Source organism: Chitinophaga sp., assembly GCF_036569185.1.
Classification (GTDB): Bacteria; Bacteroidota; Bacteroidia; order Chitinophagales; family Chitinophagaceae; genus Chitinophaga.
Genome location: NZ_DATCRD010000020.1, coordinates 1 through 20621, shown reverse-complemented (window position 1 = coordinate 20621; position 20621 = coordinate 1). Strand labels below are relative to the sequence as shown.

Annotated in this window: 17 protein-coding genes; 11 read left to right on the top strand and 6 right to left on the bottom strand. The window is 47.0% G+C overall.

The window, feature by feature from the left end; genetic code table 11:
• The coding region (locus tag VIM72_RS01405; protein ID WP_332001085.1) for a class I SAM-dependent methyltransferase at window positions 1-379 on the bottom strand (379 nt) is incomplete at its 3' end.
• A 16-nt stretch (window positions 380-395) separates the two neighbouring features.
• Window positions 396-794, bottom strand: a complete 399-nt coding sequence (locus VIM72_RS01400) for a nuclear transport factor 2 family protein (protein ID WP_332001084.1) — start codon at window positions 792-794, stop codon at window positions 396-398.
• Window positions 795-1040: 246 nt separating this feature from the next.
• Between VIM72_RS01400 and VIM72_RS01395 the strand changes: the two genes are divergently transcribed.
• The 9 genes from VIM72_RS01395 (at window position 1041) to VIM72_RS01355 (ending at window position 15408) form a co-directional block, all read left to right on the top strand.
• Complete coding sequence (locus tag VIM72_RS01395) at window positions 1041-1631, top strand: RNA polymerase sigma-70 factor (protein WP_332001083.1); 591 nt, start codon at window positions 1041-1043, stop codon at window positions 1629-1631.
• Window positions 1632-1738: 107 nt separating this feature from the next.
• Complete coding sequence (locus tag VIM72_RS01390; RefSeq protein WP_332001082.1) at window positions 1739-2902, top strand: FecR family protein; 1164 nt, start codon at window positions 1739-1741, stop codon at window positions 2900-2902.
• 246 nt (window positions 2903-3148) lie between these two features.
• Window positions 3149-6391 carry a TonB-dependent receptor gene (locus VIM72_RS01385; RefSeq protein ID WP_332001081.1) on the top strand — a complete coding sequence of 1081 codons (3243 nt, stop codon included), beginning with the start codon at window positions 3149-3151 and terminating at the stop codon, window positions 6389-6391.
• Between the two features lie 15 nt (window positions 6392-6406).
• Window positions 6407-7870 carry a RagB/SusD family nutrient uptake outer membrane protein gene (locus tag VIM72_RS01380; protein ID WP_332001080.1) on the top strand — a complete coding sequence of 488 codons (1464 nt, stop codon included), beginning with the start codon at window positions 6407-6409 and terminating at the stop codon, window positions 7868-7870.
• An 80-nt stretch (window positions 7871-7950) separates the two neighbouring features.
• Window positions 7951-9594: an FAD-dependent oxidoreductase gene (locus tag VIM72_RS01375; RefSeq protein ID WP_332001079.1), complete on the top strand. Its 1644-nt coding sequence runs from the start codon at window positions 7951-7953 to the stop codon at window positions 9592-9594.
• Window positions 9595-9613: 19 nt separating this feature from the next.
• On the top strand, window positions 9614-10840 hold the full coding sequence (locus VIM72_RS01370) for an MFS transporter (protein ID WP_332001078.1): 1227 nt from the start codon (window positions 9614-9616) through the stop codon (window positions 10838-10840).
• Between the two features lie 32 nt (window positions 10841-10872).
• Window positions 10873-13785, top strand: coding sequence for a T9SS type A sorting domain-containing protein (locus VIM72_RS01365; RefSeq protein ID WP_332001077.1), 2913 nt, complete (start codon window positions 10873-10875; stop codon window positions 13783-13785).
• 584 nt (window positions 13786-14369) lie between these two features.
• The gene (locus VIM72_RS01360; protein ID WP_332001076.1) at window positions 14370-14678 is read left to right on the top strand and encodes a hypothetical protein; all 309 of its coding nucleotides are present in this window, start codon (window positions 14370-14372) and stop codon (window positions 14676-14678) included.
• Between the two features lie 253 nt (window positions 14679-14931).
• Window positions 14932-15408 (top strand): hypothetical protein, encoded by a 477-nt coding sequence (locus tag VIM72_RS01355; protein ID WP_332001075.1) that lies wholly within the window; start codon window positions 14932-14934, stop codon window positions 15406-15408.
• A gap of 503 nt (window positions 15409-15911) precedes the next feature.
• Here VIM72_RS01355 and VIM72_RS01350 read toward each other — a convergent pair.
• The gene (locus VIM72_RS01350; RefSeq protein WP_332001074.1) at window positions 15912-17414 is read right to left on the bottom strand and encodes an aminotransferase class V-fold PLP-dependent enzyme; all 1503 of its coding nucleotides are present in this window, start codon (window positions 17412-17414) and stop codon (window positions 15912-15914) included.
• Between the two features lie 2 nt (window positions 17415-17416).
• Complete coding sequence (locus tag VIM72_RS01345; protein WP_332001073.1) at window positions 17417-18070, bottom strand: DUF4395 domain-containing protein; 654 nt, start codon at window positions 18068-18070, stop codon at window positions 17417-17419.
• A 192-nt stretch (window positions 18071-18262) separates the two neighbouring features.
• On the opposite strand from VIM72_RS01345, the gene VIM72_RS01340 reads away from it, so the two are divergent.
• Entirely contained in the window at window positions 18263-19300 is a 1038-nt protein-coding gene (locus tag VIM72_RS01340) for a sensor histidine kinase (protein ID WP_332001072.1), read from the top strand.
• Entirely contained in the window at window positions 19293-19970 is a 678-nt protein-coding gene (locus VIM72_RS01335; protein WP_332001071.1) for a LytTR family DNA-binding domain-containing protein, read from the top strand. Before VIM72_RS01340 ends, VIM72_RS01335 begins: the two co-directional genes overlap by 8 nt.
• A gap of 9 nt (window positions 19971-19979) precedes the next feature.
• Here VIM72_RS01335 and VIM72_RS01330 read toward each other — a convergent pair whose 3' ends face one another.
• Both VIM72_RS01330 and VIM72_RS01325 read right to left on the bottom strand, forming a co-directional pair.
• Window positions 19980-20432 carry a DUF1569 domain-containing protein gene (locus VIM72_RS01330; RefSeq protein WP_332001070.1) on the bottom strand — a complete coding sequence of 151 codons (453 nt, stop codon included), beginning with the start codon at window positions 20430-20432 and terminating at the stop codon, window positions 19980-19982.
• Window positions 20413-20621: hypothetical protein (locus VIM72_RS01325; RefSeq protein ID WP_332001069.1), on the bottom strand; the 209-nt coding region annotated here is incomplete at its 5' end. The genes VIM72_RS01325 and VIM72_RS01330, both read right to left, overlap by 20 nt.

The window sequence follows — 20621 nt, the reverse complement described above, 5'->3', positions numbered from 1 at the left end:
CATGGATCTTCTCCAGCACCGCAGGCATATCTTCCAGTAAATGGAGCAGGTAAATACCCAGGATCACATCAAAAGTTCCTTTCTCATCAAATACTGTAGAACGGGCATAGGTTACATTGGAGATCTGTTGTTCACGGGCTTTGTTTTGAGCTATTTGAATCATTTTGGGAGATATATCAATGCCATGTACCGTATGCACATCAGCCGCAATTTCGTTGGCAAGTATACCTGTAGCGCATCCAAAGTCTAAAACATCATCCTGTTTTCTAAGATGTTTTTTTACTTTTTCAAGAATTTTAGTCCGCAGCGTCCTATCCTTCATTTCTTCCCTGTCGTACCCATTTGCACTGCGATCCCAGAATTTTTCCGGTTTATTCATTTGGTACTTATTAGCGTTATCCCTGGAATGTTTCCGTTACCAATTGTGTGTCCATATATTCCCTCAATTCATGCAGTTTGCCAGCCGAGAGGCGGCATACCCAGCAATATTTATTATTGTATAGTTTCCCATCGGGTGTAGTGTTCTGGCCGCTGGCTTCCACTACTACATAATCGCCGTCTGCAATAAACTGGTGTGCCACTGCTTTATAGGGTGGTTTCAGGGTTGTTCTTACCGAAGCCCACAGTTCATCAAGAACGGCTTGTTTGCCTTTAAAGGTCTGGGACCATGGCCCGGAGCCCATCCATGTCCATTGCATATCGTCTGCCATGGCATCGAGGAAGGGGGCATCATTGCCCTTCGACAGCTCCTGGAATATCAGCTGCATCAGTTTTTTATTATCGGAGGTGCTCATAATAGAGAATTATTACCAGGCTAAATGTCTGATTTTTTATGTTCAGCGGGGAGGGGTTTTTGTGTCAAAAAAAAGTGGGTTTGTGCCAATCTGTTCTTTGCGGTTGGCATGATATGTTTACGCCCGGTGTCGCTCAAACATAATCATTTTGTTTTTATATATTTGGAATTTACCGGGCGCCACCACGCTACGGTGTCATACAAAGTCTATCCTTAGAATCCCCAATTTTATTACATTTATAGCCAAATGGGGGATTCCACGATCACTGAAGCAGAATACCTGGAGCGGCTCCGGAGAGGGGATGTAGCCGCATATATGCAGCTGTACGATCAATACAGTACGCACGTCTATGGATGGGTGCTGCGCTTTGTAAAAGTGCCTGCGTATGCGGAAGACATCGTGCAGGACGTATTCCTGAAAATATGGGAAGTCCGCGACCGGCTGGATCCCGCGCAATCGTTTCCCGCCTATCTCTATAAAATCAGCCGTAATAAAACCTTTACCTTTCTTAAGAAGAATGCTTCCGATGAAGCCACCCGCCTGCGGATCATGCAGCGCATCGGCGAAATAACCGAATCGCCTTATCACCAAACGTTGTGGGCGCAGTACCAGGAGATGCTCAACAACGCTGTTACCCAACTGCCTTACCAGCGCCAGAGGGTATTTACATTATGCCGGCAGGAAGGCAAAAGTTACGAAGAAGCTGCAAAGGAGCTGGGCATTTCCCGTAATACGGTGAAAGAACATATGGTGATGGCGCTCAAGGATATCAAAGCATATTTCTACCGGCATGGGGATCTTTCCCTGGCCGTGCTGCTTTTCATGCACCTGTTTTAAGCGGCTACATATTATAATGAAATTTATTTATCAACCCACCCACCCTTTTATTTCCGGCAGCAGTATATACTAAAAGCGGGGCCACGTACCGCGTATAAAACTGATACATGTTAAAGGAAAAGGATCATTACCAGCAACTGCTGCAACGTTTTCTGGATAATAACTGCACTCCCGCTGAAACGGCGGAGCTGCTCGACTTCCTGCAACAGGATGCCTCCAACCGTTTTTTGCTGGAAGAAATGAGCGCTTCCTTTGCCCGGCCGGTAGAGGAGCACGCAGGTCCCTGGCAGGACAGGATAAAAGAAAAGCTCCTGCTTGCCACGCAGCCGGTAAAAGTGGTTCCTTTCTATAAAAAATGGTTGCCCGCAGCCGCTGCAGCGGCGCTGCTGCTGGCGATCGCTACTGCCGGTTGGCAGTATTACCACACAACAAAGAACACCAGGCCCGTACCTGCGCTGGTGGAAAACCACCCGGATGTATTGCCTGGAGGAAACAAGGCTAGTCTTACCCTGGCCAATGGCGCCACCATCCTGCTGGATAGTACTGCGAATGATGCTATTCCCAGCCAGGGCGCTACAAAGGTGATCCGGGTAAACGGGCAGTTGAAATATGATGCAGGCCAGGCAACCAATACGGCCGTGGTGTACAATACCCTTACTACGCCAAGGGGAGGCCAGTTCAAAATAGAACTGCCCGATGGTACGCTGGTATGGCTCAACGCAGCATCATCCCTTCGTTTCCCAACAGCTTTCAATGGCACCGATCGTACCGTGATCCTTAACGGTGAAGGCTACTTTGAAGTGGCGCGCCGGGATAATATGCCGTTTAAAGTACAGCTGGGCAACGGTATGGTGGAAGTGCTGGGCACACATTTTAACGTGATGGCTTACCAGAATGAAACAAATGTAAAGACCACCCTGCTGGAAGGCGCGGTGAAAGTAACGCATCAGTCGCATACAGTCCGCCTTGCCCCCGGGCAACAGGCCAGCTGGGCGGCAGATGGCAACATCGTTACAGGACCGGCAGATACAGAAGAAGCTGTTTCCTGGAAAGAAGGCTATTTCCAGTTTAACAGGGCGCCGCTGGCCGATGTAATGCGGCAATTGCAACGGTGGTATAATGTAGAGGTCCGTTATGAAGGCAATGTTGCTAAAAGGGAGTTCTGGGGTAAAATACCGAGGAATGTGAAGCTGGGCGAGGCGCTTAAAATACTTGAACTAAGTAATATTCCATATTCCATGAGAGGCGATACAATTATTATTCATCATTAAAAACAACCAACTTCTTCCACTTATGAAATGACAGCAGTGGTAATATAACCAAAAAACGGAGGTGTCGTTACCACCTCCGTTATGTCCAGGTTATCATTACAATATTCCGTGTATGAAAGATTGATTATCTCACCTAAACAAATCGAATTTATGCAATTATCAGGTCTCTTCAAAAACCTGAGCGAGAAACATTTGCCTGTTACCAGGCGATTCCGCCTGTTACCGGGCAGAAAAATCAGGCTCATTATGAAACTGACATATTTCCTTTTGCTGGCATGCTTTTGCCAGGTCCACGCCAGTAGCTACGCGCAAAAGGTCACGCTTCATGAAAAAAACGCATCGCTCGAAAACCTGATCAGGAAAATCGAACGGCAATCCGGGTATGTATTTTTCCTCGACTACGCCCTGCTCGACCAGTCGAAAAAGGTAAGTGTCGATATTTCGGAAGGCACCCTGCAGGAAGCCGTAGAGCTTTGTTTCAGGCCATTTGCGCTCACCTATACCATCCTGGGAAAAACCATCGTTGTAAAGCAAAAAGCGCCAGAGGCGGCCGATCCCGCCATTGAGGTGCGTGGTAAAGTAACAGATGCGGATGGAAAACCGCTTCCCGGTGTTACCGTTTCCGTGCCCGGCGCTTCGAAGGGAGCTGTTACAAACGACAACGGCGAGTTTGTGTTATCCGTACAACCCAATGTCACACTGCATTTCAGCATGATTGGCTACAAGGCAACGGATGTAGCAGTGAATGGCCGGAAAACCCTGGCGGTAACGCTTGTGATGGAAAACACAGCGCTAACGGATTTCATCGTAGTAGGTTATGGTACCCAACGCCGGGGAGATGTAACCGGCTCCATCGCTTCGGTGAATACCAAAACCCTGGAGGGAACGCCTATCCGTTCGGTGGACCAGGCATTGCAGGGCAGGGTGGCCGGTGTTACGTTTGTGCAGAACTCGGGCATGCCAGGCGCGGGATCTTCTATCCGCGTGCGTGGCGGTAACTCTATCAACGGCAGCAATGAACCATTGTACGTGATTGATGGGGTGCCGGTATTTGCGGACCAGGGAAGCGATGGCACTTCGCTGAACCCGTTAAACAGTATCAGTCCTACCGATATAGCATCTATTGAGATTTTGAAAGATGCATCTGCCACGGCCATCTATGGTTCCCGCGGTGGCAACGGCGTGGTGCTTATCACCACTTCCCGCGGGCAACGCGGCATGTCCCGCATCACTTTTGATTCTTACTACGGTACACAGCATATTCTCAAAAAATATTCCCTGCTGAATGCATCGCAGTTCGAGCAACTGGCCAATGAAGCAAGTGTGGCTGAAAACGGCCCTGAACTGTATGATCTCAGCAAAACGCCCGAAACTACCAACTGGCAGGATGCCATTTTCAGAACGGCTCCTATTCAAAGTTATTCCCTGTCGTTTTCCGGCGGTGATCCGAAGACCCGTTTCCTTGTTACAGCCAACTACTTCGATCAGCAGGGAATTGTTCGGGCGTCCGACCTGAAGCGGTACTCGCTGCGGGCCAATCTTGATAAAGATATCCGGGATAATATCAAACTGGGGAGCAGTCTTACTATCAGCAATGTGCGCACCAACCGCGTAAACAGCGGATCATTGTTCACCATGGCTACTACCGCGCCCAACCTGCCTATCTACCAACCGGATGGCAGTTTTACAGAGCTGAATAACCAGGGCGCACCGTTCGATAACCCGGTGGCGCTGATCGGGAATTACAAGAACTTTAATAACGTTTTCCGTACACTGGGAAATGTGTATGCAAGTGTAGATATCGTTAAAGGACTTACTTTTAAAACGCTCTGGGGCGCTGATGTCAATTTTGCGCGTAACGATATCTATCTTCCCCAGGCGGTGTATTCCGGTTCCCAGCTGGGCGGAAATGCATCGGTATCTACCAACCAGACTTTTACCTGGCTGAATGAAAATACGCTGACCTACACCATGAACAAAGAGGAGCACCAGCTCAACCTGCTGGGTGGTTTTACCCAGCAAAGTTCTTCGTACCAGTCGCTCGGCGCTGAAGCACAGGGCTTCCTGAACGATAACCTCGGCACCAATGCGCTGGGCAATGCGGCGGCTGTGCAACCCTCTTCCTCCAGTATTGCCAGGTGGGCGCTGCTCAGTTTCCTAGGAAGGGCCAACTATAGTTTCAAAAATAAATACCTGCTCACACTCACCGGCAGATATGATGGCTCTTCCCGGTTTGGAAAAAACAACCGCTTCGGTTTTTTCCCTTCCGTAGCTGTTGGCTGGAAACTGGACCAGGAGCCATTCATACGCAACCTGCATGTTTTCAGCAACCTGAAATTAAGGGTGAGCCATGGTCTTACCGGCAACCAGGATGGTATCGGCAACTACCCTTCGCTGGACCTGATGGGCAAAGCCAACTATTCCATCGGCGGGGTGAACGTGATAGGGCTTACACCTTCGCAGGTGGGCAATCCTGATCTGCGCTGGGAATCCACTGCACAATCGGATATTGGTCTTGAGCTGGGATTTTTTGACAACAGGCTTAGCTTTATTGCAGATGCATATTATAAAAAGACAAGCGACCTGCTGCTGTATGTGAAAATTCCTACTACATCCGGTTTCTCTACTTCACTACAGAACCGGGGACAGGTAGAGAATAAAGGGATAGAGCTCACCATAAATGCAACGCCGGTAGAGCAGGAGCTGCGCTGGGAAACAGGTTTTAATATTTCATTCAACAGGAACAAAGTACTGGATCTTGCCGGTGCTGATCGTCTTTTCGCAGGCCAGGGCCCTAACCAGTCCACCGTTGTGCAGGTAGGCCAACCATTGGGCTCCTTCTTTGGCTTTGCCAGCGATGGTATTTTTAAATCGAAGGAAGAAGTGGAGGCTTCGGCCCAGAAAACGGCCAAACCAGGTGATATCCGGTTCAGGGATGTGAATGGGGATAAAAAGATCAACGACGACGACCGTGTGCTGTTGGGGAATGCCCAGCCGAAATTCTCTTTTGGTTTCAGCAATACTTTTTCCATGAAAGGATTTGACCTGATGGTATTGCTCCAGGGCGTTTATGGCAACAAGTTATATAACGTAAATACCGCTACGCTGGAAAACCTTACCGGCCTGCAAAACCAGAGCACTACTACGCTCGACCGCTGGACGCCTGATCATACCGACACCAATATTCCTCGTGCCACTACGGTAAAGCCTACTTCGCGTTCCTGGGACCGGCTGGTGGAAGATGGTTCCTACCTGAGGGTTAAAACAGTGCAGCTGGGATATAACCTGTCGAAGGAAACATTACAGCGTATTAAACTCGCCGGGCTAAAGGTATATGTGAATGTACAGAACCTGTTCACTATCACGAACTATTCAGGGCTTGATCCGGAAGTAAGCCGTTATGGATCGGACAATGTAAGCCCCGGCTTCGACTCCGGCGCTTATCCCAATGCGCGCACGATTTCTTTTGGTATTAATGCCAGCTTCTAATCAAAATCATTTGTCATGAGATCTGCAGTTTATTTCATCATCATATTTTTTACGCTAACGGCGGTGGGCTGCGCCAAGCTCGACGGCGTTCCGGAAGGTACTTACACTACGGATAATTTTTACAAAACGGAAGCAGACGCCGTATCTGCCGTTAATGCCGTGTATTCCGGTATGACCAGCTCCTACCTGTACAACCAGTTTATGGAAGTAATACAGTCGCAGGGTACGGACGACTGTGAATGGGGATTTGGGCGCAACACCAGTAACACCGATAAAACGGCGCTGGATAAATTCAACTTCGATGCAGGTACCAACCTGTTCTACCAGTTCTGGAGCACTTCCTACCAGGTGATCAACCGTGCCAATGCAGCGGTGGAAAATATCGGGGCGATGACCGCGGTTGGTACGGAGAAAAAGAAACGCATGCAGGGAGAAGCCCGTTTTGTACGGGGGCTGATGTATTTCAACCTGGTGCGTCTTTTCGGAGGAGTGCCATTGTTGCTGCAACCTACTACTTCGCTGGATAATCTTGCTATTAAAAGATCTTCAGCAGAAGAAGTATATGCCCAGATCATTGCCGACTTCCAATTTGGCGAGGAAAATTTACCCGGAACATACGATGCCGTTAACGCCGGAAGGGCCACCAGTGGCGCTGCTATGGCCATGTTGGTGAAAACATACCTTACACGGAAGGAATATACAAAAGCGGTAGAAGAAGCAAGAAAAGTAATGGCGCTGGGTCGTTATTCGCTCTGGCCTTCTTACCAGGATGTATTCCTGATTGCCAATGAGAATAAAACCGAATCCATCTTTGAAGTGCAGTTCCTCAGCGGTTCCGGTAATATCCCCAGCAGTTATGCGGGCTTCTACCGTCCTTCGTTTGATAAACGGCCTGGTTTCGGCGGTAATGGCGATAACCCGGTTACAAAAAATCATTACGATGCATATCCGGAGGGAGATCTGAGGAAAGATGTGAACGTAATAAAGTATTCCTATACTACAGATCCTAAAGCGCCCACAACAATTAAAAACCCTTATTACGTAGCTAAGTTTAAAGACCCTGCAGCACTGAATGTGAACGATGGGGGCAATAACTACTATATTGTCCGTTATGCCGATGTGTTGCTGATGTTTGCAGAAGCGTTGTATATGCAAAGCCCCGGTAACACCGAAGCATTAGAAGCGTTTAACCAGGTGAGAAGACGCGCGTATGGCCTGCCATTGAATGCGCCTTCTGTGAGGGATCTTGCAGGAGGCTTGAGCGCCGCAGCGTTCCAGGATTCCGTGTTGAAAGAAAGAAGACTGGAATTTGCTTTTGAAGGGCAACGGCGTTTTGACCTGTTGCGTACCGGCAAACTGAAACAGGCCATGAATGCACAGGATCCTTCTATCACCGTAAGGGATTCCGATACGCTTTTCCCTATCCCGTCGCAGGAAATGGATACCAATCCTTTGCTGGAACAGAATCCGGGTTATTAATCAGAAAACTTTTTTACAGCTGGCAGGAACAGGTAACGCCCTGTTCCTGCGGCTATACTCATGCTTAAATAATGATGAAAATGAGGACTTCAATTATCCGCAGCCTGGTAGTAATGATTGTTATATTGTCCGCTAACCGGTTACAGGCCCGGCAACGCTGGGACGTATGCGTGTATGGGGAAACGCCTGCGGGCATCATGGCGGCTGTACAAGCTGCGAAAATGAATAAACAGGTATTGCTGATCAGTAACACCGCGCACCTGGGAGGCGTGGCTACATCGGGCCTCACGGCTACCGATCTGAATAATTTCAGGAGCGCCGGCGGGCTTACCCGGGAATTTTTCCAACGCCTGTATACCTACTACAGCGATAGCAGCGCATGGCGCAGCGAATCGAGGGAGGTGTTTTTTGAGCGTTCCAAAAAACGCACTTTCTCCGGTAAGAACGACTCCCTGAAAATGCAGTGGGTGTATGAGTCCCGCGTAGCGGAAAATATTTTAAAACAAATGTTACAGGAAGCAGGAGTAGCAGTGGTATATAAAGAAAGACTACAGCTGAAAAAGGGCGTAACAAAAAAAGATGCCCGTATTGTTTCCATTCAAATGGAGAACGGGCACCGTTATCATGCAAGGATATTTATAGACGCAACTTATGAAGGCGACCTGATGGCAACCGCCGGTGTTTCAAACATTACCGGCAGGGAAGCCAACAGCGTGTATAATGAAACATTGAATGGCATTAAACTCAACGATATTATTGGTAAAGACGGCCGTTCTATTGATCCTTATATTAAGAAAGGTGATCCTTCCTCCGGTGTGCTGCCGTTTATAGAGCCGAAGATCCCGGGAGCCAACGGGGAAGGAGATCACCGCACACAATCGTATTGTTACCGCATGACGCTCACCGACGACCCTGCCAACCGTATCAGCATCGTAAAACCGGCAGGCTATCAGCCGCTGTGGTACGAGTTCCTGGCGCGTATGCTGGAAATGAATCCCGGCTACCAGCTGAAGAGCATTATTTCTTTTACCCCAATGCCCAACAGGAAAACAGATACCAACCAGGCCGATTTTGTGGGCGCTAATTACGGATGGCCGGAAGGCAATTATGCAGAACGCCATAAAATTGCACAAATGCATAAAGACTATGTACTGGGTTTACTCTGGTTCCTGGGCAACGATCCACGGGTGCCCGATTCCCTGCGCACGGAAATGAAGCGCTGGGGATTACCCAAAGATGAATTTACTGACAATGGTAATTTTCCTCATCAGCTGTATGTGAGAGAAGCGAGAAGAATGGTGAGCGATTATGTAATGACAGAAAAGAACTGCAACGGCGAAGAACCGGTAGCAGATGCGGTGGCAGTGGCTACCTATCCGCTGGATTGCCACTATGTTTCCCGCGTGGTAGACGAACAGGGAAGAGTACATTCCGAAGGCAGCTATGGTAAACAGAAGAACACTTATTACACTATCAGCTACCGTTCACTAAGACCCAAAGCTTCAGAAGCCGGCAACCTGCTGGTACCGGTATGCCTGTCGGCCTCACATGTGGCTTACAGCTCTATCCGTATGGAGCCGGTATTCATGGTGCTGGGACAATCCGCCGGTACTGCCGCTGCACTTGCGCTGGATCGTAACATGAGCGTACAGGAGCTGCCTTACGAGGCGTTACGGCCGGTGCTGTTGAAAGACGGACAGGTACTTTCACTTGACAGGAAATAAGTTATAGCAGATGACAGATATGAAACCATCAAACAAAAACGCCATACTGGCCGCAGTGGTAGTAGCCTCCCTGGGATATTTTGTAGATATCTACGACCTGTTGTTGTTCAGCATTGTACGGGTGCCCAGTCTTGAATCGATCGGGTTGCGTGGCCAGGAGGTAACAGACAAGGGTATTTTATTGCTCAATGTACAAATGACCGGTATGTTGCTGGGCGGTATTCTTTGGGGAGTGCTGGGCGACAGGAAAGGAAGGCTCTCCGTACTTTTCGGATCCATTTTCCTTTATTCCGTTGCGAACATTGCCAATGGTTTGGTAGGCAGCGTATGGGCGTATGCGTTATGGCGCTTTGTTGCAGGTCTTGGTCTGGCTGGTGAGCTGGGCGCCGGTATTACCCTGGTGGCCGAATTAATGCCCAAAGAAAAAAGGGGATATGCCACCACCATTGTAGCAGCTGTTGGTATCAGCGGGGCAGTGGCAGCTTATTTTGTAGCGCAGCATTTCAACTGGAGAACTACCTTTTTTATTGGCGGTGGCCTGGGACTGTTATTGCTGTTGCTGCGTATTGGCGTAGCAGAATCGGGCATGTTCGGCGCAGCGAAACAATCGGAGAACAGGGGAAATTTCCTGGCGCTTTTCACCAACGGGAAAAGGTTTTTTAAATACCTGCGCTGCATTCTTATCGGTGTGCCGCTGTGGTTTGTAGTAGGTGTGCTGATCACGTTGTCGCCTGAATTTGGTAAAGTATTGCATATTGAAGGCAATGTGAATGCCGGCGCTGCGGTAGCCTGGTGCTATGGTGGATTGGTTGTAGGAGATATTTTCAGCGGCGCCCTCAGCCAGTTATTGAAAAGCAGGATCAGGGTAGTGTATGTATACCTGTTTTGCTGTATGGCCGCGGTAAGCATTTATTTCCTGGCAGCAGGTATCAGCCTGCAGCTCTTTTACTGGATATGCGCGCTGCTGGGTTTCTCAGTAGGTTATTGGGTGATTTTTATGACCATTGCCACCGAGCAGTTTGGTACCAATATCCGTGCAACGGTGACCACCACCGTGCCCAATTTTGTGCGTGGCGCAGTAGTGCCGCTCACTTTTTTATTTCAATTTATGCAGGTGCTTTTTAATGGCTCCCTGATACATGCCGGTATCAGTGTGGGCCTGATATGCCTGGCACTGGCTTTCTGGTCGCTTACCGGCATGCAGGAAACATTTCATAAAGACCTGGATTACCTGGAGGAATGGTAGATATACGCACACTTTAAAACCACGTTCCACTTATGAAAAAATTGATACTTATGATGATGATGCTTGTGGTTGCGGGCAACGCAATTGCGCAGGCAGTCAAAACCACGCTGACAAATTCCGCGGGGGTATATACCCTGTATCGCGGTGGTGTGCCGTACCACATCAGGGGGGCGGCCGCCAACAATTTTTATTTACAGGTATCTGCCTACGGGGGCAATACTATCCGTACCTACAGTATTAATGATTCCACCGGCGCCTGGCTGGATAGCGCTAATACGCACGGTATCACTGTTTGTGTTGGCCTGGGGGTGAAGAAATTACAGGAAATGAATTATGCAGATACTGCTGCTGTGCGTGTACAATTTGAAAACATGCGGAGCCAGGTGCTCGCCTATAAAGATTATCCTGCACTGCTGATGTGGGCTATTGGCAATGAAACAGACGCTAATTACAACCCGCTGGACACTGCCTACAACATTGCCTACTGGGATGCGCTGAATGATATTGCCCGGATGATCCACGAGGTAGATACCAATCACGTTACCACCGCTGTATTTGTAAACTCCGATCTGAAGAAAATGCAGCTGTTGAAAGAACGGTTTACTGAACTGGATATACTTTCCATTAACAGCTATGCGCCTAATCTTCCCGGGGTGTTGGGGAACCTGCAAACCGTTGGCTGGACGAAGCCCTACATGATCACGGAATTCGGGCCAAGAGGTACCTGGCAGATGAATCCTGAACCTAAACGGAAGATGCCCTGGGGCGCTTTTGTAGAGCAAACCAGCACAGAAAAGGCGGTAGTATACCGGCAGTTGTACCTGGATCATATTGCCGCCAATGCCACTAACAACTGCCTGGGTGGTTTCGTGTTTGTGTGGGGATATCAGTCATCCGGCGACGTAGTTACCTGGTTTGGCTTGTATAACCGGCTGGGAGAAGCTTTTGGCGCCACCGATGAAATGCAGTATGTATGGACCGGTGCATATCCTTCCAATCACGCGCCCGTGATCCGTACCAGGGACTCCTTGCTTTTCAACGGCAAACGTGCAGAGGATACCGTTATCGTAGAAGCAAATTCCATCAATACCGGCTGGGTGCATGCCAGTGATCCTGATAATGATTCGTTGCGTTATGAATGGCTGATCATTCCTGAAAATAGTGTGATGGCCGGTGGGGATCCTGCTGCCAGCTTGCCGGCGCTCCCGGGGCTGATTGTTTCACAGCAGGCAGACAGCGCCCGTTTTATGGCGCCTGCCGCATCGGGCAATTACCGCTTGTATGTATATGTACATGATCAGCGTGGCAAGATCGCCAATGCCTGTGTGCCATTTAAGGTAATACCTTCTTCTACCGGGCGACTGATAAGATCAACTTCCACCGGGGGCAGCTGGTCGTTGTCTACCAGCTGGCAGGGCGGCATAGTACCCGCTGATGCAGATACCGCAGTGATCATTGCAGGCAGTACCATTACCATTAATACCCCGGTGAAAGTAATGCGTACAGAAGTGGCCGGTACACTGGGCTTTAACACTACCACCACGAACACTTTCACAACAGGCGACCTGCTTGTGGAGAGCGGAGGCGCCTTTTATGCAAGGAATGGTACGGTTGGCAGAACCATTACGGTTAACGGGAACCTGTTGAACAACGGGGTTACTGATTTCTCAAAAGCAAGTACCACCCTGATCATGGGGCCGGCAGCAGATAGCACTGTGATTGGCGGAGCCGGAACATACTCCAATGGTATCATCCGTAGTTTAACGGTCAATAATGACAATGGTGTAACATTGCAAACGCCCATCAGCATTCCGTCCGTGCTCACGCTTACCAGCGGCGTGTTTCATAACGGCACCTACCTCACTATGGACAATACAAATGTAGGCGGTAGCGCCAGTTCCGTTAACTGCCAGATCAGGCGTTCGCAGCATGCTTCGCTGGCGGATAATTATACATTGGGAAATACGGCTGCCTTGTACGTAGTATATAATAACGATGTAAATGCGCCCGCACAGATCATGATGGAAGGCCACGAGATCCCGCTTTCACGATCATTGTTCAATATCACTATTAATAATCCCGATGGCGTAATGATCAGCGACAGTCTCACCCTGAAATCAAGCAATGCGGCCATAACGCTTACAGATGGGATCATTTATCTGCCGGCAGGCAAAAAACTCATCTGCACCAATACCTCTTACAACGGTACGCCAGGTAACAGCAACAGTTTCGTGAATGGAGCTGTAGCGCTTACTGCAGGCGCAACGCCTGTTACCAAAACCTTTCCTGTGGGATCAGCAGGGCAATACAGGAAAGTGGTGTTAACGGGATTATCATCTGTTAGTGGCGCGGTAACGGTAGTAGTATCTATCGACAGCGCAGCTGGCACACCAGGTACAGGTATGAGCAGTTTGTCGGCTGCAAGACGCTGGCATTGTGCTGTGCGCAGTGGTAACCTTGCCGGCTTTACAGGTATCAGTATCGGCTATGGCGCAGATGATGGCGCATCGCAAAACAGGCTCGCCTTTTCGGTTACACATACCGGTGCATATGATGTAATACCTACTGATAACAGTACTGCCGATGCAGTTACCAGTTCAACGGGCAGCTACAACGCCGGATGGTACACCACAGGGCTGAATGAAAGTTATATGCAGCTGAGTAATAAGCCTGCAATAATTAACGATGCGTTTATCTATCCCAATCCCGCATCAGATCTTATTTACGTGGTATGCCCGCAGGCATTGAAACAGAAAGTGCAGGCCAGCCTGGTGGATTTGCAGGGGAAAGTGGTGCAGTACTGGATGCTATCGCAGGGGCAGGTGCGGCAGCCGCTTATGTTGTCTGCTACAACAGGGAGTGGTGTTTATGTGCTGGTGCTGGAAGGAACAGGGTTTAAGCGAACGTTTAAAGTAGTGGTGGGACAAGGGGAGAGGAGATATTGAATAAGGAAAGGGGCTGCTTCAGGCAGCCCTTTTATTTGGGAGAAGATGGGTTTTATAGTTGTCATGAGGCTACAACTAATGTGTTAGTGTTTTGTTTGCATTAAATGTTTTTCTTTGTAGCTGTTAACCGGTTTATATTGTTTTTCATAGTTGAAATAGCTGTAGTGTTTACTCCTTATTGTATCCAGACTATTTTGTATCCGATGTATCGACAATATGTGAACCTCGTGAATAATTCCTGATAAATAAGGAACCTAAACCATGAAGTTTGTGATTGTATGGTCTTTGCTCCATTTTGTATGTCTTAATATAAATGTGTGATGTGTTAGCTGATTGGGGTTCCTCCCGGAGTGCGGGATTGACATTTTATCTTCTATGATTTCTGGTAACGCCGGTATGCACCTGGGAACGGGTGAATGAGAGGTGAGGAATAATTTAAGTAAGTTTTTGAATTTGTTAACCTGGAAGCCTACATGTAGTGGCTTTTGGAATGATGTAAATATTAAATGTGTTTTATGTTTTTTGTCTCTAAGCCTGGAAACCAGAGAAGCAGTAATGGGTGTGTTAACAAACTTACCCCCATTATGTTGTTAACCTTCATTCTTACAGTTTTTGTCTCGCAAGAACTTTATGCTCAAACGGACATACCGCCAATCAGTAATGTGCAGATAATCCCTCCGTCTCCTGATGCCGCTCAGCTGGGAAAATATGGTGATGTTCAGGCTAATATTTTTAATGGAATTCCGGGAATTAAAATACCTATTTATGAAATCAAACTAAATGATTTCGTTTTGCCGATTTCATTGAGTTATGATGCTTCTGGTAATAAAGTGGACGAAGTGTCGAGTGTTGTTGGACTAGGATGGTCATTAAATTCCTTTGCCCGATCCTAAAGCCGGCAATTACGCTCATACTACTTTAGGAGGTAAAATCGGAAGTGATGGGATACCATATAGACAATCTGCAACTTTTACTGGAGGAACGTGGCCATTGGCAGATAACAAAATTGTTCCATGGAGTAGAGTTGATTGGTCCACTCACGGACGCCCCATAGTTCATCCTAATCCACATCAACACATTTTTAATTTTGATGGAAAGACTTGGCAACAGGGTAGTGCTGTGCCTTTTCCCTAAAAAGCAAGATTTATGGACATTGGTTTCGAGGTTTTATTACCAGTAGAGTCAAAAATATCAGCTATTAATTTTGAACAGCCGGTTTTTGAATGGAATGGAGACAAGTACCCACAGGGTCAGGAGGAAGCTTGGGTTCATTATTTTAAGTTAATTAAATCAAATGTACCGGAACATGTTGTGCCATTATTGCCAGATAGTTTTCAAAGACGTCAATGGCAATGTATCTCAATAATTGACGGTATTGATGATTTGAAAAATGATCTTTCGGCAGGTCTAGATATTGAAAATGAGAATAATACAGTCTTCGATTTATTGTCTTCTTTGACGGAAGGTGAAAGAATGTGGGTTGTAGTTTTTGAACCTAATTATGATTGTATCGATGAAGTATTAGAAGGAAATCTCGGCAGTGCTCTTCATAAAATTGTTGACTCTTTAACAATAAAAAGGACCGGTTTCGTGCTTTGGTTTGATATGAAGGAGCAAAAGTAGAACTAGTTTGTTACTAAATGAGCGTGAGATTTTAAATGGTCTGCGTAATTTATAGAGTATCTGTGGTTTTTGTTCTTTTAAATTCTTCCTTTAGAATCATTGCTAGATAGAGAAAGATGCTGATTGATTGTTTATGAGTCAGCATCTTTTTTATTCTCTAATTTATTGGCCCAAAGGGATAGTCCCTACCCACTTATTCCTGAATTGATGAATCATTTTCCGTCATAGAGCTCCCCAAAAATATAAGCAACGTTAAGTTTGTTTTCCAAATCCTGTTTCTGTTAAGATGATGACTATTGCTACAGCAAACCTTTTATATATCACAGGATGATATAAAAGAAAAGACCTGCGTTTTCATCTGTAAAAGATAAAAGATATTACAACCGTTCCTTTAAAATAACCCTGGGCTGGGAATTTGGCGGTGTACAAAAGCAACAAAGAGAAAGGAAAACAATAAAGGACAATGGTATCAAAGTGCAGGGCAAAGAATAGATGCCAGTGCTTTACCAGCTTCCAGGTTCAAACCAGCGCAACACCTGCTGCCCTGCGGTTGCATCCTCGTGTTTAAAACGGAACTCATTTGAGTGCCTGTCATACACATAATCTTTTTCCCACTCTTTTATATTGGCTATTACCGCTTCAATAGCATCCATTATAAAGTTAACTTCTTTATTGGTCATAACAGGATGTATGGATAGCCTCACCCAGCCGGGTTTGCAGGAAAGGTCCCCTGAACGGATGCTATCGAGTATGGCGTGCGACCTGTCCTTGTTTACTTTCAGCAGCATATGCCCATAGGTGCCAGCGCAGGAACATCCGCCTCTGAGCTGGATCCCGAACCGGTCGTTGAGCAGTTTTACCACCAGGTTGTAGTGGACGCCTGTTACTATGAAAGCTACCACGCCAAGCCGTTGGGTAACTTTAGGTTCCAGTACCTGTACCTGCTTTATGGCGGCCATCCTGGAGAAAATAATGGCCAGCAGCGCTGCTTCCCGCTGCAGCATATTACTTATTCCCATTTCTTCTTTCAGCCGTATGCACATAGCCGCTTTAATGCCCTGCAGGAATGGAGGTGTTCCGCCATCTTCGCGTTGTTCAATATCAGGGATATATGAATGTTCCTGCCAGGGGTTGCTATAGTTTACAGTGCCTCCACCGGGATGATCGGGGACAGCATTCCTGTACAGCTGTTTATTAAAGATCAGCACTCCGGGTGTACCGGGGCCGCCTAGAAATTTATGCATGGAAAAGTAAATGGCATCCAGTTGGGCGCCTGGCTCCTCCGGATGCATATCGATATGGCAATAAGGAGCGGAGCAGGCAAAGTCTGCAAAGCATAACCCGCCATGCCGGTGTATGAGTTGGGCGATCTGATGATAAGGTGTTTGGATACCTGTAACATTGGAACAGGCCGTTACCGCGGCTATTTTAACGGGATGGTACCTGAACTGCTCCAGCAAAGCGCTGAAGTGCTGCAGATCTGTAAACCCGTTTTTATCACAACCAATTATCTCTACTATGGCAACGGTTTCCAGCCAACTGAGGTGATTGCTGTGATGTTCCATATGTGTTACAAAAACAACCGGTTTTAATGCTTCATCGCAGGGAATATAGCCGTTAGCGTGTTCGGGGATCCTTAGTCCCAGTATCCGCTGTAGTTTGTTAACGGCGCTGGTCATACCGCTGCCGCAAAAAAGCAGTACGTCATCTTCTCCTGCATTGACATGCGACTTCACGATCCTTTTGGCCTGTTCATAAGCCTCAGACATCAGGGTACCTGTAACTGTAGTGTTGGTATGCGTGTTGCCCACGAAGGGAAGCACCTGTTGCCGGATACATTTCTCAATGGGCGCATAAGCCCGGCCACTGGCGGTCCAGTCGGCATAAATGATCCGCTTTCTTCCAAATGGTGAATCGAAGTATTGCTGATCACCGATAATATTATTCCGGTAAACAGAGAAGTAGTTTTCTAAGCTGCTTTCACATGGTACGGGGAGTGGCGACATACCTATCTGGATTTGGATGATTTAAACAGATCGTGCGGGGGCTTGCTGAACTGCTCGTTCAGGAAACGGGGAGCAAGAAAAAGGTAGGCAATGAACAAGGCCAGTACTGCCAGTTGTGTGGCCGATATTTTCTGGATAGCCTGCCTGCTGTTGGTGTCACATACTTCTCCGGGGCAATGCTGTACCTTGTTCCTGAAAAAGAGCGGATAGGCCAGGCAGCCCAGGCAGATACCAAAAGCCGCTTCAAAGAAAAGGAACAACAGGCATACCAGGCATATACTACCCGTAATAGGACTGTAAGCATTTTCAATAAGGAAGAAGTAGAACATAGTGGCAGATAATACGATCCCAATGCTCCAGGCAAACCTTTTTTGAGGAGCGCCTACATATTCAGGCGTTTGTTTACGGACCATCAGCCGCCCAATGATCAGGGAAGGGGAGAACCTGGGATTGATGAGCACCCGTATCAGCAGGTCGGCCAGGAAAATGGTGATCACATACTTTATCGGTATAAAGTTACCATCAAAGAGGATGAACATCAGCGAGGTATAGGTAGCCAGGAAAAGTATTCCCGCGGAAGCCCTGATCTCCCTTTCATTCAGTACAGGGATATCATACCCTGCTACTTTTTCGCCGAATTGGATAAAGTTGTTCATGATTTGTTTAATATTGAGCGTGGGTTTTTTGGTTCTTTAACGCCGGCAGTATAAAAGTAGGAGATCCGTTTTGTTGCCTGTATGGCAAGTCAACGAACAACGGTTTATGGTCAACAAACAACAGGTTAGAACGGCGCGAATCATTAGGAGAAGGAGAAATATTTATCGACATTTATCTTCTCAAAAACTAAAATGAAAAAACTATCTGACATAAAGCGGTTCCGGTTATATGTATGGTTAGTGCCAGCTTTTTGGCTGATAAATATATTGGAAGATGTAATTAAGGGAGAAGGCGATTTGCCGGCAAGGATGGTAAATGAAACCTGGTTGGTGATCTTTGTGTCGGCGATTAACTACAGGTTGTTAGAATACACTTTGCCGAAACTCAGCTGGAAGAAGCTTTTCCCCGGCATCCTGGTATTGCCGCTTTATGCCGTTGCTTACTCCCTGGGTTTATTTATATGGCGTCAGTTGGGTGTAACATTGCATATTTTTACGCCTTTGGGTACGCCCGTTACCATGTCTGATAGAATAGGCATCCTCATGGGATATGGTATAGGTTCTGTTTTATTCTTTGCCATTGTACGCCATGTTTACAATTATATAAAATTGAAACAGGCAGCGCAGCAATTACTTATTGAGCGGCAGCAGGCGGAGTTGAATTACCTGAAATCCCAAACCAATCCGCATTTTTTATTCAATACCCTGAATAATATTTATTCATTGTCCAGGGATAAGTCGGACCTGGCGCCGGAATCTATCCTGCGGCTGTCCAAGATCCTGCGGTATATGCTGTATGAAACCAGCGGCCCCTATATCGCAATTGAGCAGGACCTTAAAATTATAGATGATTATATTGCATTGGAAAAGCTGCGTTATGATGATTCCCTGCGCATTAATTTTAATTCCGACCTGGAAGATGTGCGGCAGTCTTTACCCCCGTTGCTGCTAATGCCATTGGTGGAAAATGCCTTCAAACATGGGGTATCGGAAACAAGGGATCGCCCTTATGTTGATATTCATCTTTCCATAAAAAACAGGCAGTTGCTTTTTGTAGTAAAAAACTCCACCGGTGACCCGGCAGGTGATAACAAGGCGAAAATGAGTATTGGTCTTTCCAACCTGCGGCGGCAGCTGGAGCTGCTTTATGCCGACTATCAGCTGGATGTGCAGCAGGGTGATTATGTGTTTACGGCCACTTTAAAAATAAATCTCGCGAGCCATGTCTAAAATAAAGTGTATTATCATAGAAGATGAGCCACTGGCGGCAAAAGTGCTGAGCGATTATATCTCGGAAGTACCATTCCTGGAATTGCAGCAGGTTTTTAAAGATGCTATCCTGGCCTCGGAGTTCCTGCAGCAACAGGACACAGATCTTATTTTCCTGGATATCCATCTTCCTAAATTAAAAGGAATGGCTTTCCTGAAAACACTGGTGGATCCACCGTCAGTGATAGTTACCACGGCCTACCACCAATATGCCGTGGAAGGGTTTAATCTGAATGTAACGGATTACCTGCTGAAGCCATTTGAGTTTGAACGGTTTTTAACTGCTGTGAATAAGGTAAAGGCGGAGCAGAAAAGAGCAGCTACTGAAACGAGGGACTTTATTTTCGTGAATGTGCAGAAACGAAAAGTCCGCATCCTGTTTTCAGAGATATTGTATATCGAAAGCCAGCGGGAGTATATCAAAATTGTTACCACCAGGAATGAGTATCTTTCCAAGATGGGTACTAATGAAATTGAAGCGTTGCTGCCTCCTGAAGCGTTCAGGCGTATACACCGGTCTTTTATTGTTTCGGTTGGTAAAATTGATGCTTATACTGCGGAGATGGTGGAATTGAATGGTATTTCCATTCCCATCGGGAGAGGATATAAGGATGTAATAGATAAATTATAGTTTCCGGGCTTACGCATTAAACTGCCGCAGGTGATGGTCGAAGTGTTTGTATACGAAAATACCTATTTCATCTGTTTTCATTTTGCCGAAGAAATCGTGGATGAAACCTGGATTTGAGTAGTGCCCATATGCTGCTACCTGTTCTGCCCAGATCTTTTTTTCCAGTTCAATGTCCCCTGTTTTTTCTTTGGTAAGGAAGGCCGCGCCGGAGGGCATGCCTTTTTTCATTGGCCTGTCGTTGTTGACCATGCCTTTTAAGGCCATTTTACCAAAGATCCGCCCCAGGAGCCCCTGTGCATAGGCGGTATGATTTCTCCCTAACATCCAGTTGTTCCATATCGTGCAATGTTTAGTCATCTGGTAAATATTCATTTTACCCCATTGGGCTCTGTGCTCCGGGGTCAGCGTGTTAATCCTGCTGATAATTTCTTCCCTTGTTGCGTTATCGAATATTGTTTTCATATTTTTTTCTGTTTGCTGATGTAAAATTAGGATGGGGCAGAAAGACGGCCGCTGTGCAAACGTGACATTGAGCAGTGCATTTCGTGCCATTTTTTGTATATTTTTGAGGAAGCAATGCAGCACCAGTTATGAAGCACATTTCGATAATAATATATGAAGATGTATTGCCAACAGCGGTTTCCAACACCA

Excerpts from the sequence above, each read along its gene's own strand:
- VIM72_RS01400 (WP_332001084.1), bottom strand. The coding sequence starts at position 794 with ATGAGCACCTCCGATAATAAAAAACTGATGCAGCTGATATTCCAGGAG.
- VIM72_RS01395 (WP_332001083.1), top strand. The coding sequence starts at position 1,041 with ATGGGGGATTCCACGATCACTGAAGCAGAATACCTGGAGCGGCTCCGG.
- VIM72_RS01390 (WP_332001082.1), top strand. The coding sequence starts at position 1,739 with ATGTTAAAGGAAAAGGATCATTACCAGCAACTGCTGCAACGTTTTCTG.
- VIM72_RS01385 (WP_332001081.1), top strand. The coding sequence starts at position 3,149 with ATGAAACTGACATATTTCCTTTTGCTGGCATGCTTTTGCCAGGTCCAC.
- VIM72_RS01380 (WP_332001080.1), top strand. The coding sequence starts at position 6,407 with ATGAGATCTGCAGTTTATTTCATCATCATATTTTTTACGCTAACGGCG.
- VIM72_RS01375 (WP_332001079.1), top strand. The coding sequence starts at position 7,951 with ATGAGGACTTCAATTATCCGCAGCCTGGTAGTAATGATTGTTATATTG.
- VIM72_RS01370 (WP_332001078.1), top strand. The coding sequence starts at position 9,614 with ATGAAACCATCAAACAAAAACGCCATACTGGCCGCAGTGGTAGTAGCC.
- VIM72_RS01365 (WP_332001077.1), top strand. The coding sequence starts at position 10,873 with ATGAAAAAATTGATACTTATGATGATGATGCTTGTGGTTGCGGGCAAC.
- VIM72_RS01360 (WP_332001076.1), top strand. The coding sequence starts at position 14,370 with ATGTTGTTAACCTTCATTCTTACAGTTTTTGTCTCGCAAGAACTTTAT.
- VIM72_RS01355 (WP_332001075.1), top strand. The coding sequence starts at position 14,932 with ATGGACATTGGTTTCGAGGTTTTATTACCAGTAGAGTCAAAAATATCA.
- VIM72_RS01350 (WP_332001074.1), bottom strand. The coding sequence starts at position 17,414 with ATGTCGCCACTCCCCGTACCATGTGAAAGCAGCTTAGAAAACTACTTC.
- VIM72_RS01345 (WP_332001073.1), bottom strand. The coding sequence starts at position 18,070 with ATGAACAACTTTATCCAATTCGGCGAAAAAGTAGCAGGGTATGATATC.
- VIM72_RS01340 (WP_332001072.1), top strand. The coding sequence starts at position 18,263 with ATGAAAAAACTATCTGACATAAAGCGGTTCCGGTTATATGTATGGTTA.
- VIM72_RS01335 (WP_332001071.1), top strand. The coding sequence starts at position 19,293 with ATGTCTAAAATAAAGTGTATTATCATAGAAGATGAGCCACTGGCGGCA.
- VIM72_RS01330 (WP_332001070.1), bottom strand. The coding sequence starts at position 20,432 with ATGAAAACAATATTCGATAACGCAACAAGGGAAGAAATTATCAGCAGG.